15 protein-coding genes are annotated in these 12,895 nt (G+C 58.0%); 11 read left to right on the top strand and 4 right to left on the bottom strand.

Features of this window, described 5'->3' with window-relative positions; genetic code table 11:
* Nucleotides 1–19: 19 nt before the first annotated feature.
* Nucleotides 20–508, bottom strand: a complete 489-nt coding sequence (locus ACFOOP_RS11165) for a c-type cytochrome (protein ID WP_379881033.1) — start codon at nucleotides 506–508, stop codon at nucleotides 20–22.
* Nucleotides 509–857: 349 nt separating this feature from the next.
* On the opposite strand from ACFOOP_RS11165, the gene ACFOOP_RS11160 reads away from it, so the two are divergent.
* The 3 genes from ACFOOP_RS11160 to ACFOOP_RS11150 are packed head-to-tail and all read left to right on the top strand — an operon-like array spanning nucleotide 858 to nucleotide 3,824.
* The gene (locus ACFOOP_RS11160; RefSeq protein ID WP_379881032.1) at nucleotides 858–2,408 is read left to right on the top strand and encodes a hypothetical protein; all 1,551 of its coding nucleotides are present in this window, start codon (nucleotides 858–860) and stop codon (nucleotides 2,406–2,408) included.
* A gap of 24 nt (nucleotides 2,409–2,432) precedes the next feature.
* Nucleotides 2,433–3,101, top strand: coding sequence for a c-type cytochrome (locus ACFOOP_RS11155; RefSeq protein ID WP_379881031.1), 669 nt, complete (start codon nucleotides 2,433–2,435; stop codon nucleotides 3,099–3,101).
* A 15-nt stretch (nucleotides 3,102–3,116) separates the two neighbouring features.
* On the top strand, nucleotides 3,117–3,824 hold the full coding sequence (locus ACFOOP_RS11150) for a helix-turn-helix domain-containing protein (RefSeq protein ID WP_379881029.1): 708 nt from the start codon (nucleotides 3,117–3,119) through the stop codon (nucleotides 3,822–3,824).
* Nucleotides 3,825–3,831: 7 nt separating this feature from the next.
* Here the strand turns inward: ACFOOP_RS11150 and ACFOOP_RS11145 are convergent, their stop codons facing one another.
* Nucleotides 3,832–4,674, bottom strand: coding sequence for a sterol desaturase family protein (locus ACFOOP_RS11145; protein ID WP_379881028.1), 843 nt, complete (start codon nucleotides 4,672–4,674; stop codon nucleotides 3,832–3,834).
* A gap of 218 nt (nucleotides 4,675–4,892) precedes the next feature.
* Between ACFOOP_RS11145 and ACFOOP_RS11140 the strand changes: the two genes are divergently transcribed.
* From ACFOOP_RS11140 to ACFOOP_RS11105, 8 genes are all read left to right on the top strand, one after another.
* Nucleotides 4,893–5,798 carry a cation diffusion facilitator family transporter gene (locus ACFOOP_RS11140; protein ID WP_379881027.1) on the top strand — a complete coding sequence of 302 codons (906 nt, stop codon included), beginning with the start codon at nucleotides 4,893–4,895 and terminating at the stop codon, nucleotides 5,796–5,798.
* A gap of 14 nt (nucleotides 5,799–5,812) precedes the next feature.
* The gene (locus ACFOOP_RS11135; RefSeq protein WP_379881026.1) at nucleotides 5,813–6,382 is read left to right on the top strand and encodes a nuclear transport factor 2 family protein; all 570 of its coding nucleotides are present in this window, start codon (nucleotides 5,813–5,815) and stop codon (nucleotides 6,380–6,382) included.
* A 42-nt stretch (nucleotides 6,383–6,424) separates the two neighbouring features.
* Nucleotides 6,425–7,318 (top strand): DMT family transporter, encoded by an 894-nt coding sequence (locus tag ACFOOP_RS11130; RefSeq protein WP_379881556.1) that lies wholly within the window; start codon nucleotides 6,425–6,427, stop codon nucleotides 7,316–7,318.
* Nucleotides 7,308–8,006, top strand: a complete 699-nt coding sequence (locus tag ACFOOP_RS11125) for a class I SAM-dependent methyltransferase (protein WP_379881025.1) — start codon at nucleotides 7,308–7,310, stop codon at nucleotides 8,004–8,006. The genes ACFOOP_RS11130 and ACFOOP_RS11125 overlap by 11 nt, the downstream gene beginning before the upstream one ends.
* Entirely contained in the window at nucleotides 8,003–9,331 is a 1,329-nt protein-coding gene (locus ACFOOP_RS11120; RefSeq protein WP_379881024.1) for an APC family permease, read from the top strand. The genes ACFOOP_RS11125 and ACFOOP_RS11120 overlap by 4 nt, the downstream gene beginning before the upstream one ends.
* A 24-nt stretch (nucleotides 9,332–9,355) precedes the next feature.
* Entirely contained in the window at nucleotides 9,356–9,784 is a 429-nt protein-coding gene (locus ACFOOP_RS11115; RefSeq protein WP_379881023.1) for an ion channel, read from the top strand.
* A gap of 422 nt (nucleotides 9,785–10,206) precedes the next feature.
* Nucleotides 10,207–11,628 (top strand): efflux transporter outer membrane subunit, encoded by a 1,422-nt coding sequence (locus ACFOOP_RS11110; protein ID WP_379881021.1) that lies wholly within the window; start codon nucleotides 10,207–10,209, stop codon nucleotides 11,626–11,628.
* The gene (locus tag ACFOOP_RS11105; protein WP_379881020.1) at nucleotides 11,625–11,906 is read left to right on the top strand and encodes a TMEM165/GDT1 family protein; all 282 of its coding nucleotides are present in this window, start codon (nucleotides 11,625–11,627) and stop codon (nucleotides 11,904–11,906) included. Before ACFOOP_RS11110 ends, ACFOOP_RS11105 begins: the two co-directional genes overlap by 4 nt.
* A gap of 247 nt (nucleotides 11,907–12,153) precedes the next feature.
* Here the strand turns inward: ACFOOP_RS11105 and ACFOOP_RS11100 are convergent, their stop codons facing one another.
* Nucleotides 12,154–12,294 (bottom strand): hypothetical protein, encoded by a 141-nt coding sequence (locus ACFOOP_RS11100; RefSeq protein WP_379881019.1) that lies wholly within the window; start codon nucleotides 12,292–12,294, stop codon nucleotides 12,154–12,156.
* A 129-nt stretch (nucleotides 12,295–12,423) separates the two neighbouring features.
* Nucleotides 12,424–12,849, bottom strand: a complete 426-nt coding sequence (locus tag ACFOOP_RS11095) for a MerR family transcriptional regulator (RefSeq protein WP_379881018.1) — start codon at nucleotides 12,847–12,849, stop codon at nucleotides 12,424–12,426.
* Nucleotides 12,850–12,895 lie beyond the last annotated feature (46 nt).

The following is a 12,895-nucleotide window of genomic DNA, read 5'->3' as shown; positions in this document are numbered from 1 at the left end:
TCATCGTTGAGACAAGCGATTATTCGGTCGCGCCCTCAACACGCGAGCCGTCCTCTTTAAACGATGCCAAGTAGGCGATCAGCGCCGCGCGTTCTTCCGCCTTCGGAATGCCTGCAAATCCCATAGTCGTGCCCGGCACGACCTCGCGCGGCGCTTTCAGGTACGCATCGAGATTTTCCACAGTCCAAACAAGGCCTTCAGCAGCCACCGTGTTCATGCCTGGGGAATATCGAAACTCTTCATTCTTCCCCGCGGCGCGCCCGACAACGCCATTCAGAGGCGGACCGGCGCGACGCTGAAAATTTTCGCCGACCATATGGCAAGCCTGGCATTTGACGAACGACCGTTTGCCGGCGGGAATGATGCTCATATCAGTGAGGGCCTTGGCGACTTCCTGTTCCGAAACCGCTTCTGGCGCAGCCGCCTCTTGCGCGGCTGCCGCTGTAAAAACCAACGCGGCGGCGCCAGCTGCGATCATTTTCAGCGTCAGGGTTCTTTGTTCCGTCATCAGCGTCTCCCAAATTATTGCATGCGCGAAATCGGCTGACGCCGGAGACATCAGCAGCGAACCGCTCATACGCGCCAAGCGCAACATTCCCTCACCATCATCTTGAGGAATTCTCAGCGCGCCATGAGACCGCCGCGCCGAAACGCGCGACCGGCCCGAAACTCTCCCGTCACAATGTCGCATTTCAAATCTGAGGGAGCAGCGGCGCTCATCCGTAAAGGAAGTCGTTCAGGCGCGGACCCAATGAAACCGCATCGAACGTCACGAGAAGGGGGCGACAATGCGCCATAATCAAAACTCCAATCATAGATCTCAGCTTCTTTTCGGCTCTTCGGCAATTATGTTTGTAATGATGACGACAACAGCGGCGGCGCAATCAAGCCACGTTTGTTCGGCCTGGAATGTCGACCGCAGCATCGAAGTGATCGCGCCTGCGTCGGGAATACCGGTCTGCGAAGTTCATTATCGCAAGCCCGATGAAAATGTTCCCGATCAAATGCTCTGGCGGTCGAGCAATTCCATGGCGTTCTGCGCCGACAAAGCGCAATCACTCATCGACAAATTGACAAATGCAGGATTTGATTGCCGCGAGGGCGCTTTGGCTGCGACAACCGCAACCCTGCAGCCGGTGACGGCGATCGACACGCCAACCCAAGTCGCCATGGCCAATCAGGACGCCGGACAAGCGCCAGCGGCGCAAAATCAATCCGCTCCGGATGACCGTCAACCGATGCCCATGGGCGGCGTTCCCTATCAACGGATCCCCGGTTGGGCGGACACCAGCTGGCACCTCGCCGGTTATGCCGACGCGACGTTTATCGTCTCCGACTTTGACGGCGAAACGACCGCCGACTTCTCTGCTGCGCGTTTCAACCCGGCGTTCCATTTCCAGTACAAGGATCTGATCCTGATTGAGGCCGAAGCCGAAATATCTGTCGACGGCGACGGCGAGACGGAATTCGAGTTGGAATACGCCCAAGCCGATATCTTTCTTCACGACAGCGCGACGCTGGTGCTTGGTCAGTTCTTAAGCCCTGTCGGTCAGTTTCAGGAAAGACTGCACCCGACCTGGATCAATCGCCTCGCCGACCCGCCTCCGGGCTTCGGCCATGACGGCGTTCAGCCGGCGAGCGACACCGGCGCGATGCTGCGCGGCGGCTTCTTGATTGGCGACGAAATGATCGCGACTTACTCTGTCGCGATCGGCAACGGCCCGCGTCTCAGCCATGAAGGCGGCGTCGAATTCGAAGCCAAAGGCGCCGACGATAACTCCAACAAGGCCGTCAGTGGACGGATTGGTTTTTTGCCGCTTCCTTATCTTGAATTTGGAGGTTCGTTTTTAGTTGGCGACGTCTCAGGATCGGCGGAATCCGAAGGGGGCGACGATCACGACGATGAAGCGCCGGTGGACGATCATGATGATGACGCCCCACTGCTGGACGATTTGGATGACCTCATGCCCACTAGTGCGAATGTCACTTTATGGGGCGCAGACGCCGCTTATACCCGCGGTCCCTGGGATATTCGCGGCGAATATCTCAACGCCAAGCGCGACCCGATGAACACGGCGTTTGAAGGGTCAACGGGCGTCACTGCCCTGCCCGAACTTGAGCTTGAGGCCTGGTATGCACAAATCGCCTATAGCCTGTCAGGCCTCACCGATCACAAAGTGCTGCAGCGCTTTGAACCGGTCGTTCGCTATGGTGAGTTCCGCATCACGGGTCTTGACGAACTCGCCGAAGAAGCGGCGGAAGAACGGCTCGATATCGGCCTCAACTACTGGATCGCGCCGTCGATCGTCGCCCGGGGCGTCGCGCAGCTGCGCGATTTCACGGCCCGGCACGATGATGAGCCGGATTCCGAAACCCGGTTTTTACTGCAGCTCGCCTACGGTTTTTAGCGCCCTTAAGGAAAGGCTTAAGTCATGAAGAAACCACTATTGATCCTCGGCGCCGCCCTTCCAATCATTGGCGGACTGCTCATAGTACAGACGACCGCACAGACAACGTCGCCTGCGCAGGAACAACCACAGATCGACGTCGGCGATTCGGCGGCGATCGCCCGCGGCGCGCAGGCCTGGGCCAATCACTGCTCCAGATGCCACAATCTTCGTTCGCCGAGCGAGCTCAACGCCGAATTATGGAGTGTTTCCGTGCAGCATATGCGTGTTCGCGCCAATCTCCCCGGCTCCGTCGCCGACGACATCAAGGCGTTCCTGATTTCGAGCGCCAGCGACGGCAGCGCCTACTCCGCAGCGCCTATACCGGGCGCATCGCTTTCCTCTTATGCGCATCTTAATCCGGGCGATCCGGTGCGCGGACTTGAAGTCTATTCGCAAACCTGCATCGCCTGCCACGGCGCTGACGGCAAGGGAGCGATCGAAGGCGTACCGGACCTGACATTGGCGGACGGCCGCCTCACCATTTCCAACGACGTCGTTCTCACAAACATCATCAACGGCTATCAAAGCGAGGGCTCGCTGATGGCGATGCCGGCCATGGGCGGCAATCCCGAACTTTCAGAACAGGACATGGCCGACGTACTGGCCTATATGCGAAAAGAATATAAAATTGAGGTGAATGACGAGAACTAAAGGCCGTTGCTACCGATGAAATGGACTGGCGGACTGGCGCTCGGCGACGGCTGGGCTTTTTACCGCGGGCTCGCCGGCGATAACGCCTTACACGCGCATTACGCCGTTCAACTAGTCGTCGGCGGCGCAACCCTTGCGTCCGCCCTCATCGACGGCGACTGTGTCATTGATGAGATAATCTTTATACCGTCAAATACGCGCCACCAGCTGGCGCCGCGGCCAGAACCGCTCGACATTTTATATGTGGAACCCGCCCTATTGGAAATCGGCGCCGGGGGTGAAATCCCGATAGACAGCGACTGCGCGGTCTTACTCTATCGAAAACTTGAGCAGGAATTGCATAGCGGCGCCAATGATATCAAACCTGCGCTTTTCGGCGCATACAAAGAAGCAAGAATTGTCGCTGCAATCGACATGATTGAGCAACGCCTTGACGCTTCGATCCGTCTTGAAGAGATTGCGTCCGCCTGCAACTTGTCGAAGAGCCGCTTTGCGGAACTCTTTCGGATGACAACAAGCCTTTCCTTGTGGCAGTTTGTTTTATGGCGCCGCCTGCGTCGCGCGATGCTCGCAATCGGCGGCGGTGACAGCGCCACCCGCGCGGCGCATTCGGCCGGCTTTTCCGACGCCGCGCATTTTTCGCGGACATTACGCACCATGTTCGGCGTAACCCCGCGCGACGTCATGTCGACTGTTGCCATCGATGATCCCGTTATTTCGTGAAAGCGCTCTAGGGCTGACGCAGAAAAGGCTGTATGAGCTGACGCAAATAGCCGGTCGGGTAATCCGGCTGCGCGCCAATGCCGAGCTCATCGGATGAAAATCTCTTGTCACGATCGTAATAGGCCGTGCCCAGCATTCTATCCCAAATGGTGGTAAACAATCCAAAATTAACATCGCCATCGCCTGCTTCTTTTAGATGATGAAAGCGATGTACGGGCGCGAGCGCCAGGAAATATTTAAAGGTGCCGATGCGCATATCGACATTGGAGTGCTGCAGCAGCAGCTGGATCGCAATTGCAAAGCCGAGCAGGAACGCGACGTCCAGCGGCATGCCCGCGAGCACAAGCGGCGTTACGCCGGCGACCAATTCAAACGCCTGGTGAAAGGGGTGTTTCATCAAGCCGTTAAAGCCATACATGCGCTTGACGCTGTGATGGACCGCGTGAAAGCGCCAGAGCAAGCGGTATTTGTGACTGTAGTAGTGCGCAAGGGTGACGCCAAAGTCCGCGACAATGACGGCGAGCAACACTTGGCCCCATAGCGGCCAGTGATGGGGCCATATGCCGGACCATGGAATGATCGCCGCGATAACCGGCAGGGATAAGACTGACGTCACATTGGCGCTTTCATTGACGACAAAATGGGCGACGTCGCGCGCCTTGTCGTTATGAGGTCGGTTCCAGTCGATCACGTAAGGCGCCCATCGCTCCAGTGTAAACGAAGACCATAAGGCGGCAACGAATAGAGGCGCCAGCGTCCAATGCGGCGCGCCGTTCGATATCAACCAGATCGCCGCCCCATTGAAGCCCAACAGCATGAAAGGTGCGTATAAGATTTTGACGATCCACATGGGCGTTCGGTCCTTTTGAAGCCTTTTCGAAAAACTAGGACAGGCCGACGGCGGCGGCTTGAATAAATGACCGGAAAGCGGCGGCGCCATGAAATTCCCGCCCCGCTGGCGCGCCTGAGGGATTGCTGAGTTTGATGCGTATTGAGCAATTGTCCTGCCTCCACGGTCGGGGCCAATAACGCCGATTCAATGGGGGTCGAAGGAACGTGCAGCACGCAATGAGCCATGGACCCGCGCACAGCGCGGAGAATGATCGCGCGCTCAAGATTTCCGGCTGGCTCACCGGCGTCTATTTCCTTATCGAACTCGCCATCGGACTCGCGACCGGATCCATCGCCGTTATCTCCGACGCGTTTCATACCTTCTCGGCGGTTGGCGGCGTCATTCTCGCCTGGGTCGCGGCGCGCATCGCGCGGCGTCCCGCGACGCTTGAACACACTTTCGGCTACGCCCGCGCAGAAATTATCGGCGCGATGCTGAACGGGTTTTTCCTCTTGGCGATGGCGCTCCTCGTCATCGTCATGGGATTGATGCGGCTGCGTGCGCCGATCGACCTGCCGACAACGCCGATGCTGCTTGCCGCCGCCGGCGGCATTACAACGGAAGTCATTTCGCTCGCCGTCCTTTTTCGCGGGCAGAAAGAAAATCTCAATATGAAGGGCGCGTTCTGGCATGTCATTCAGACGTTCATTGGCAGTATACTGATTGTTATCACCGCGCTGTTCATTCAGTTCACCGGATTTATGGCGATCGATCCGATTCTCGGGACTGCCTTCGGCGTTGTTTTGTTGCTCGCATCCGTCGGGATCATTCGCGAGTCGTTTGCGATCCTGATGGAGACCTCGCCCAGGGGTGTTGATATCGGCGCTGTGGTCGAAACCCTGCGCACCGTCTGGGACGTCGAGGACGTCCACCACGTTCATGCCTGGGTGCTAACCTCGAACCGGAATGTTTTTTCAGCCCATCTTCGCGTCAGTGACAATGACGCTGCCCCTGGCGTGCTCAAAAAAGCGCACAAGATCCTGCGCGAAAAGCACGGGTTTTACTTCTCCACCCTTCAGATCGAGACGGCCTGTCTCGACGAGAAAGGCGCCGAGGCCATTGATCCGCAAACCCCGCAATAAGGAGATCTTTGATCATGCGAAACTCTATCACAACGACTCTTTTCCCAGCCCTGGCGGCGGTCGCGCTTGCGATCTCGCCCGCCGCCGCGCAACACCAGCACGGCGAGGGCGAACACCAGCATAAAGGATCTGAAAAATCTGACGCCTCCATGGACATGCCTGGCCACCATATGAAAGACGGCATGCCGCATTTCATGAATGAAGGCGAGCACGCAACAGCGGTTGAGGCCGCGCTCACCTCTTATGCGGCGGCCGCCGCCGAAAACAGCGTCGAGGGCATGGCGGCGCACGTTCTGCAAACCGACGATTTTACGATCATTGAAGGATCCCATCCAAATTGGGGCTGGGTCGATTATCGCGACAACCACCTCGTTCCCGAATTTGAATCCGAAGACATCACGATCAATGCCTACGCCTATGATGACTTCCGAATTTCGGCGACGCCGATGATCGCTTATGCTACATTCAAGATTGCCCTTGAAGCGACCGTGCGGGGCGAGGATGTTGAGCGCAAGCGAATGGGTACGGCGATTTTAATCCGTACGCCCGAGGGCTGGAAAATCCGTCATCTCCATACCTCCTAACAGGCGAGACTGCGACGATGCGCACAAGCGAAACAAACATTGATGAATCCTGATACGACGCGCGTCGTCGCGGTCATGGCGCTGTGGGCGTCATGCTACCCTCTAATCACTCTCGGGCTCGATGATGCGCCGCATTTGACCTTCGCCGCCATGCGCGCCGTCCTTGCGAGCGGCGTGCTGCTCAGTGTCGCATTCTATCTGCGTCTGCCCATTCCACGCGAACCGCGGCTTTGGATGTGGCTCGCTATCGCCGGATTTGGCACGACAACGCTCGGTTACCTTGGCATGTTCCATGCCGCAGAATATGTCGCGCCGGGTTTTGCGACCATCATCACCAACACCCAGCCTTTGCTCGCCGCCATCCTCGCCTATTTCGTTCTGCAGGAACATTTGGGGACGAGAGCCCGTATCGGACTTCTTATCGGGTTTCTCGGCGTCGTCGTCGCGGCGGCCCCGCAGCTTACCGGCGGCGATGCTGGCGCGACGGTCAAAGGCATCGCCTTTATCTTGCTCGCAGCGATCGGAGTCAGTATCGGCAATGTTGCGATCAAGCGCATTGCGAGCGCGATCGCGCCGACATCCGCGATGGGATGGCAACTCCTGATCGGCGCTGCTCCCCTCGTGGTATTCGCCGCCGCGACCGAAGACCCCGGCGCCATAAGCTGGACGCCGGACTTTCTCTTCAGTCTTATCGGCCTCAGCCTTTTCGGCACAGCACTCGCGTTCTGGCTCTGGCAAACGGCGCTTACAAAAATGGATTTGTCACGCGCCAATGCGTTCAGCTTCCTTGTGCCATTCCTCGGGATATCGTTCGGCGCGATGTTCTTTGGCGAGCCCGTCACACTGAACGCCCTCGGCGGCGCCGCACTCGCCGTCATTGGCGTTCGCCTGGTCCTGGCGCGCTCTTCAAAAATTGGCCCTCAACATGAACCATAAACAACCACGCCGAGGAAAGCCCAACTACAAGCCGCCTTTGTCATACAAAGTTCTGACGCCGCTTTACGATCTTGTGATCGCTGCGCTGACGCGTGAGCGCGTGTGGCGCAAGGCGTTCATCCATGAGATTTCGCCGCAAACCAGTGATCATATTCTTGATATAGGGTCAGGGACGGGCAGCCTCGCGCTTGCGCTTCACAAGGCCGCACCGGGGATCCGCTATGTCGGCGTTGACCCGGATGAAGACGCAGTGCGCCGGGCGCGAAAGAAAACGGCGAAATTGAAATCGTCAATCCGCTTTGAAGTCGCATTTTTTTCCGCATCCCAAGCATATTTCGATGAACCGCCGCGCAAAATCGTCACAAGCCTGGTCCTGCACCAGGTTCCGGTGACGGAAAAGCAAAGAATTATCCAAGAGGTTTTCCAATTGCTGCCTGTTGGCGGCGCCATTTACATCGCTGATTATGGCCGGCAATCATCATGGCTTATGCGCTTGTTGTTTCGTTTGACAGTTCAATTGCTTGACGGCGTTGAAGATACCCAGCCAAACGCCGACGGGATCATTCCCGTCCTTTTGGAACAATCAGGCTTTCGTCATGTTGGCGAACCCGACAGGATCGCGTCGGCGACCGGCGTGATATCAATCTATGCCGGCGAGAAACTCGAACAAGCAGAAGAGGGATCATGAAGGACAATTACCAGAAAAACAGCCTCACTCTCGCGGGCGCCGTCGCCATGGGCACCGGCGTGATGATCGGCGCCGGCATCTTCGCGCTCACCGGTCAGGTCGCGCAATTTTCAGGACCCGCCTTTCCGCTGGCCTTCCTGATTGCGGCCTTCATCAGCGGATTTAGCGCCTACACCTATATCAAGATGTCGAACAAATACCCTTCAGCGGGCGGCATCGCTATGATCCTGCAAAAGGCGTATGGGCCAACCACGATTGCGGCGGCCAGCGCACTGTTGATGACCATGTCGATGGTCATCAATGAGAGCTTGGTTGCACGCACCTTCGGCGCTTACACGCTTCAACTGTTCGATGTCGAAAAGAACAGCGTGCTCGTCCCTATCCTCGCTGTGGGGCTGATCGCCTTTGCATTTGTTATCAATATTTCCGGCAACAAGATTATTGGCGGCGTGTCGAAAGTCGCCGCCGTTTTGAAAGTTGGCGGCATCCTGATCTTTGCTGGCGCAGCGCTGTGGGCCTCGGGTCTCTCCTTTGAAGCGGCAAGCAGCGCGCCCAGCAATGAGACGACGCCGGCCGGGTTTCTGGCAGGCGTTGCTCTGGCGATTCTCGCCTTCAAGGGATTTACGACCATCACCAACAGCGGTGACGAGGTGCAGAGCCCGAATAAGAATGTCGGGCGCGCGATTATGTGGTCGCTCGGAGTTTGTCTCATTGTCTATATGGCCGTCGCCCTGGCTGTCGGGTCGTCCCTCACCCTCGAGGAAATCATCGCCGCCAAGGACTTCTCGCTGGCCGAAGCGTCACGACCGGCCTTTGGCGATCTCGGCGTCGCGTTCACAGTCATCATTGCAATCATCGCGACAGCCTCCGGATTGTTGGCCAGCGTGTTCGCGGTCTCGCGAATGTTGGCAATGCTGACGGAAATGAACCTTATACCGCACAAGCATTTCGGCATGCCAGGCGGCATCCAGAAACACACTCTTGTCTATACAGTCTTCCTGGCGGCGTTTCTGGCGGCATTTTTCGATCTAGGCCGAATCGCCTCCCTGGGCGCCATCTATTATCTCGTGATGGATGTAATCATCCATTATGGCGTGCTGCGTTATTTGCGCGAAGATGTCGGCGCCCGCGCTTGGATCCTCATCTCTGCAATACTGTTCGATCTCTTGGCGCTCGGCGCATTTCTCTTTATCAAGGCCAGCGCTGATCCGGTGATCGTGGTGATCGCGATAGGCTCCATGGCTGCGATTTTTGCCTTCGAAGCCCTCTATCTTGGAAAAATTCGTGACAAGGAGGCGCCGGATCATGCGCACTCCCATTCCTGACAATAAGCGCACACGGGGTTCGTTATGATCTTCGCTATTGTGATCGTCGCTTTGACATTCGTTCTATCCGGCGCCTTGCATTACACAATTGTCTCCGGCGCCATTCGGCATCTTAGCGCAGTGAGCTATCATCGCGGACGAAAACTCGTTCTGGCGCTTTGCGTGTCAGGGATTGCCCATATCGCAGCTGTTGTGCTCTATGCCGCAGCGTATGGCATAGGCCGGGCTTTGAACATTGGCGAGCTGAGCGGCGGCGCATCCGGCTCGGCAATGGATGTGTTCTACTTTTCACTCGTCACATACACCTCACTCGGCCTTGGCGACATCGTACCAATGGGGCATCTACGCCTTATTGCAGGCATCGAGGCGCTGAATGGGTTTTTATTGATCAGCTGTTCGGCCGCCATGCTCTTCCTGTTCATGAGCGGTCAGTACAAGGCGGAAGAACAATGACCTAGCTGACGTATTTCTCGCGGCGCGCCGCACAGAAACGATGCGCGACGCTTCCCATTCATGATGAAATAATCATCGCATTGTCCATCGTCTGGAAGAAGACGATTTGATGACAGACTATTTGAAGCCCTATGGGCTGATCGGCAACGGCAGCGTCTTCCTAGCAGGGGCGATCGCGGGTTGAGCGCGACTGAAAAGCCGCCGCTCAACTCAAAACAAGACCGCTTTCATCCTCAGAAATGAAGCCAACGCCGAAAACCGTGAGAAAGCGAGCGACCTGATCGACCGCGAGATGTCGGTTAGCTGTGAGACGGCAGCAAATGGCGAGAGGGACAAACGCCTCAGGCCCGTAAGCATAGGTTTGAGAGGTTCCGCGCCCGCCGCAACGGACCGCGAACCGTCGCGCGTCGGAGACTTATGATATGCCGTTCTTGAAATTCGTTTTTTCGTCGGCCGGCGCTCTCATCCTCGCGGCCTGCGCAACGGTCGGGCCCGACTATGCCGCGCCGGATCCGGCCGGCCTTGCGACGTCCGACTTACAGGTCGATGGAGCGGCCAACAGCATTGATCGCGAGCCGGCGCAACGCTGGTGGGCAGCGCTTGAAGACGAAACCCTCAACAGGCTGATTGAAACCGCCTTCAATGAAAATCGGGACTTGCGTCGGGCGGCCGCGAATGTCGAAGCGGCGCGGTCGCTCCTAAATCTCGAACGCGTCAATTTGCGGCCGACCGGCGAAGCGCGCGCCGCCTATCAACGCCGAAGGCTCACTGGCGCCGCCTTCGGCCTTGACGAACTTGACTTCGACGACGCCGAGTTTTTCGACATCGGCGTTAACGCGGCGTGGGAGCTCGATTTTTTCGGGCGCGTACGGCGCGCGACCGAGGCTGCTCTCGCGGGCGCGCAGGCCGCAGAATATCTCCGCCGGGACGCGCAGGTGCTGATCGCCGCGGAGACCGCCCGCGCCTATATTGAGTATCGCGGCGCCGCGCTTCAACTCGACGTCGCCAAACGAAACTTGAGCGTTCAGCGCAATTCAGCGCGGCTGACGCAACGGCGTCTCGACGAAGGCCTCGGCTCGCGTCTCGACGTCGCTCGGGCCGAAGCCCAGGCGAAAACAACCGAGGCCTCCATTCCGCCCCTGGAAGCGGTGCAAATCGCCGCCGCCAACAGGCTTGCGACGCTCACCGGCGCAAATGTCAACGATGTGTTATCGGCATTAGCCAAGGGCGAACAAGCGCTGCCGACGCCGCCTGACGCGCTGCCCATCGGGGATATCGAGGCCCTCCTTCAGCGCCGCGCAGACATCCGCGCCGCCGAGCGCACCCTTGCCGCGGCGACAGCCCGCATCGGCATCGCGAAGGCTGAATTCTTCCCGCGCGTCACGCTCGCCGGCGGCGTTAGCCTCGCAGCCCAGGATCTCGCAGGTGTCGGCGGCGACGGATCGATCGGCTATGGCGTCGGCCCGACGATCACATGGTCCGGCTTCGATGTTCCGCGCGTCAGAGCACAAGTTAAAGCGGCTGGCGCCAATGCTGAAGCGGCGCTCGCCGCCTACGAACAATCCGCATTGGTTGCGCTTGAGGAAACCCAAACGTCGCTCGCAGCATATGGCCGCGAACGCGTACGGTATGACGCGCTTGCGTCCGCAGCTGCGAAAGCGCGCGAGGCGGCGGCGCTCGCCCGGCAACGCTACGATGTGGGTGCGGATGATTTTCTGACGGTGCTCGACGCCGAAGGGCGATTGCTTGCGGCAGATGCGGCGCTGGCCGCCAGTCAGACGACAGTGACGGCGAATTTCGTCCGTGTCTACCAAGCGCTCGGCACCGGGTGGAGCGCCGAATGACAGCGTTCATCACCGTATTTTTGACAGTATTTCTTGCTGAACTGGGCGACAAAACGCAACTTGCAACGCTTATCTACGCGACCGACGCCGATCGTCCCCGCTGGCTTGTTTTTACTGCAGCCAGCCTCGCGCTCGTCGTCTCCTCGGCCCTTGCCGTCGCCCTTGGCGGCGCAGCGGAACGATGGATGACCTTTTTGCCGCTGAAACTGATCGCTGGCGTCGGATTTCTCCTCATCGGCGGATGGATGATTTTTGACCACGTTCTGGCTGCCCGCTAGCCGTAAGCCAAACGTTTGCGACGACAGGCTTCATTCGTGTTTCAAGCGCGTGGCGCCGGGTGGCGAACCATCAATTCGTCGTAATCATTTTCCTCAGCCTCGGGAAAAGCGCTGGCTGTTAGGTCTTTGCGCGCGCCCGTGGATGGCGCGCCACCGAAGGGTCGTTTTACAGCCGGTTGCCTTCTTATTGCGCAGCATCGGCGTTAGCCGCGGTTCAGGATATTTTTTAGCAATCAGCGATTGCTGACTATTTTTTGCTGTCAAAGAAAAGGTATTTCACAAACGCCGCGATCCCTAGGATCAGGAACGCCAGCACCAACAGTGAGACGACACCGCCGAAGGGTCCCATCATCATCCACCCATCTGTCATTATGTGGTTGCGATCCATGTCGCGCCTCCTTTGTAGATATTCCCGCATTACTCGCACAGCGGTTTTTCGAAGAGCCTGCGCGGTAGGGCAAGGCTTCCGACCTTTGGGCCTGACTCTAATCCCTACAGTCGCTAGAGGGTCAAATGGCTATCCTCGAGCGCGGTCAAACTCATGATCGGCAAGCGACGCCAGGATCGTGCAGGACGCGACCTTCTCGCCGTCGCAGGCGGCGATCATTTGCTTCAGCTCGGATTCCAAAGCCCTCAGCCGTTTCAGACGTTGACGCACTTCGCCGAGTTGGCGTCGCGCAATGACGTCGACCGCGGCGCAATCGTCGCCGGGCGCAACCTGAAGAGCAACAAGTTCTCGAATGGCGTTGACGGGAAAGCCAAGCTCTCTGGCGTGGCGAATGAAGATCAAGCGCTCAACACCTGAGTGATCATAGACCCTTTGACCGCTCTCCGTGCGGTCCGGCGGCGCCATCAGACCGATCGATTCATAATAACGAATTGTCGTAACCTTGACGCCAGCGGCCTTGGACAAACCGCCTATGGTCATCGCCTTCACGGGCATATCCGGATCCTCTTGCCTCTATAGTCGCTGTAGACTGTAGGATGTC

Source organism: Hyphococcus aureus (assembly GCF_042643165.1).
Taxonomy (GTDB): Bacteria; Pseudomonadota; Alphaproteobacteria; order Caulobacterales; family Parvularculaceae; genus Hyphococcus; species Hyphococcus aureus.
The sequence above is the reverse complement of the archived record's forward strand: the minus strand, read 5'-3'. Positions and strand labels throughout refer to the sequence as shown.

Bases quoted from the DNA above. Each gene is read 5' to 3' on its own strand.
- ACFOOP_RS11165 (WP_379881033.1), bottom strand. From the start codon at position 508: ATGACGGAACAAAGAACCCTGACGCTGAAAATGATCGCAGCTGGCGCC.
- ACFOOP_RS11160 (WP_379881032.1), top strand. From the start codon at position 858: ATGATGACGACAACAGCGGCGGCGCAATCAAGCCACGTTTGTTCGGCC.
- ACFOOP_RS11155 (WP_379881031.1), top strand. From the start codon at position 2,433: ATGAAGAAACCACTATTGATCCTCGGCGCCGCCCTTCCAATCATTGGC.
- ACFOOP_RS11150 (WP_379881029.1), top strand. From the start codon at position 3,117: ATGAAATGGACTGGCGGACTGGCGCTCGGCGACGGCTGGGCTTTTTAC.
- ACFOOP_RS11145 (WP_379881028.1), bottom strand. From the start codon at position 4,674: ATGTGGATCGTCAAAATCTTATACGCACCTTTCATGCTGTTGGGCTTC.
- ACFOOP_RS11140 (WP_379881027.1), top strand. From the start codon at position 4,893: ATGAGCCATGGACCCGCGCACAGCGCGGAGAATGATCGCGCGCTCAAG.
- ACFOOP_RS11135 (WP_379881026.1), top strand. From the start codon at position 5,813: ATGCGAAACTCTATCACAACGACTCTTTTCCCAGCCCTGGCGGCGGTC.
- ACFOOP_RS11130 (WP_379881556.1), top strand. From the start codon at position 6,425: ATGAATCCTGATACGACGCGCGTCGTCGCGGTCATGGCGCTGTGGGCG.
- ACFOOP_RS11125 (WP_379881025.1), top strand. From the start codon at position 7,308: ATGAACCATAAACAACCACGCCGAGGAAAGCCCAACTACAAGCCGCCT.
- ACFOOP_RS11120 (WP_379881024.1), top strand. From the start codon at position 8,003: ATGAAGGACAATTACCAGAAAAACAGCCTCACTCTCGCGGGCGCCGTC.
- ACFOOP_RS11115 (WP_379881023.1), top strand. From the start codon at position 9,356: ATGATCTTCGCTATTGTGATCGTCGCTTTGACATTCGTTCTATCCGGC.
- ACFOOP_RS11110 (WP_379881021.1), top strand. From the start codon at position 10,207: ATGCCGTTCTTGAAATTCGTTTTTTCGTCGGCCGGCGCTCTCATCCTC.
- ACFOOP_RS11105 (WP_379881020.1), top strand. From the start codon at position 11,625: ATGACAGCGTTCATCACCGTATTTTTGACAGTATTTCTTGCTGAACTG.
- ACFOOP_RS11100 (WP_379881019.1), bottom strand. From the start codon at position 12,294: ATGGATCGCAACCACATAATGACAGATGGGTGGATGATGATGGGACCC.
- ACFOOP_RS11095 (WP_379881018.1), bottom strand. From the start codon at position 12,849: ATGCCCGTGAAGGCGATGACCATAGGCGGTTTGTCCAAGGCCGCTGGC.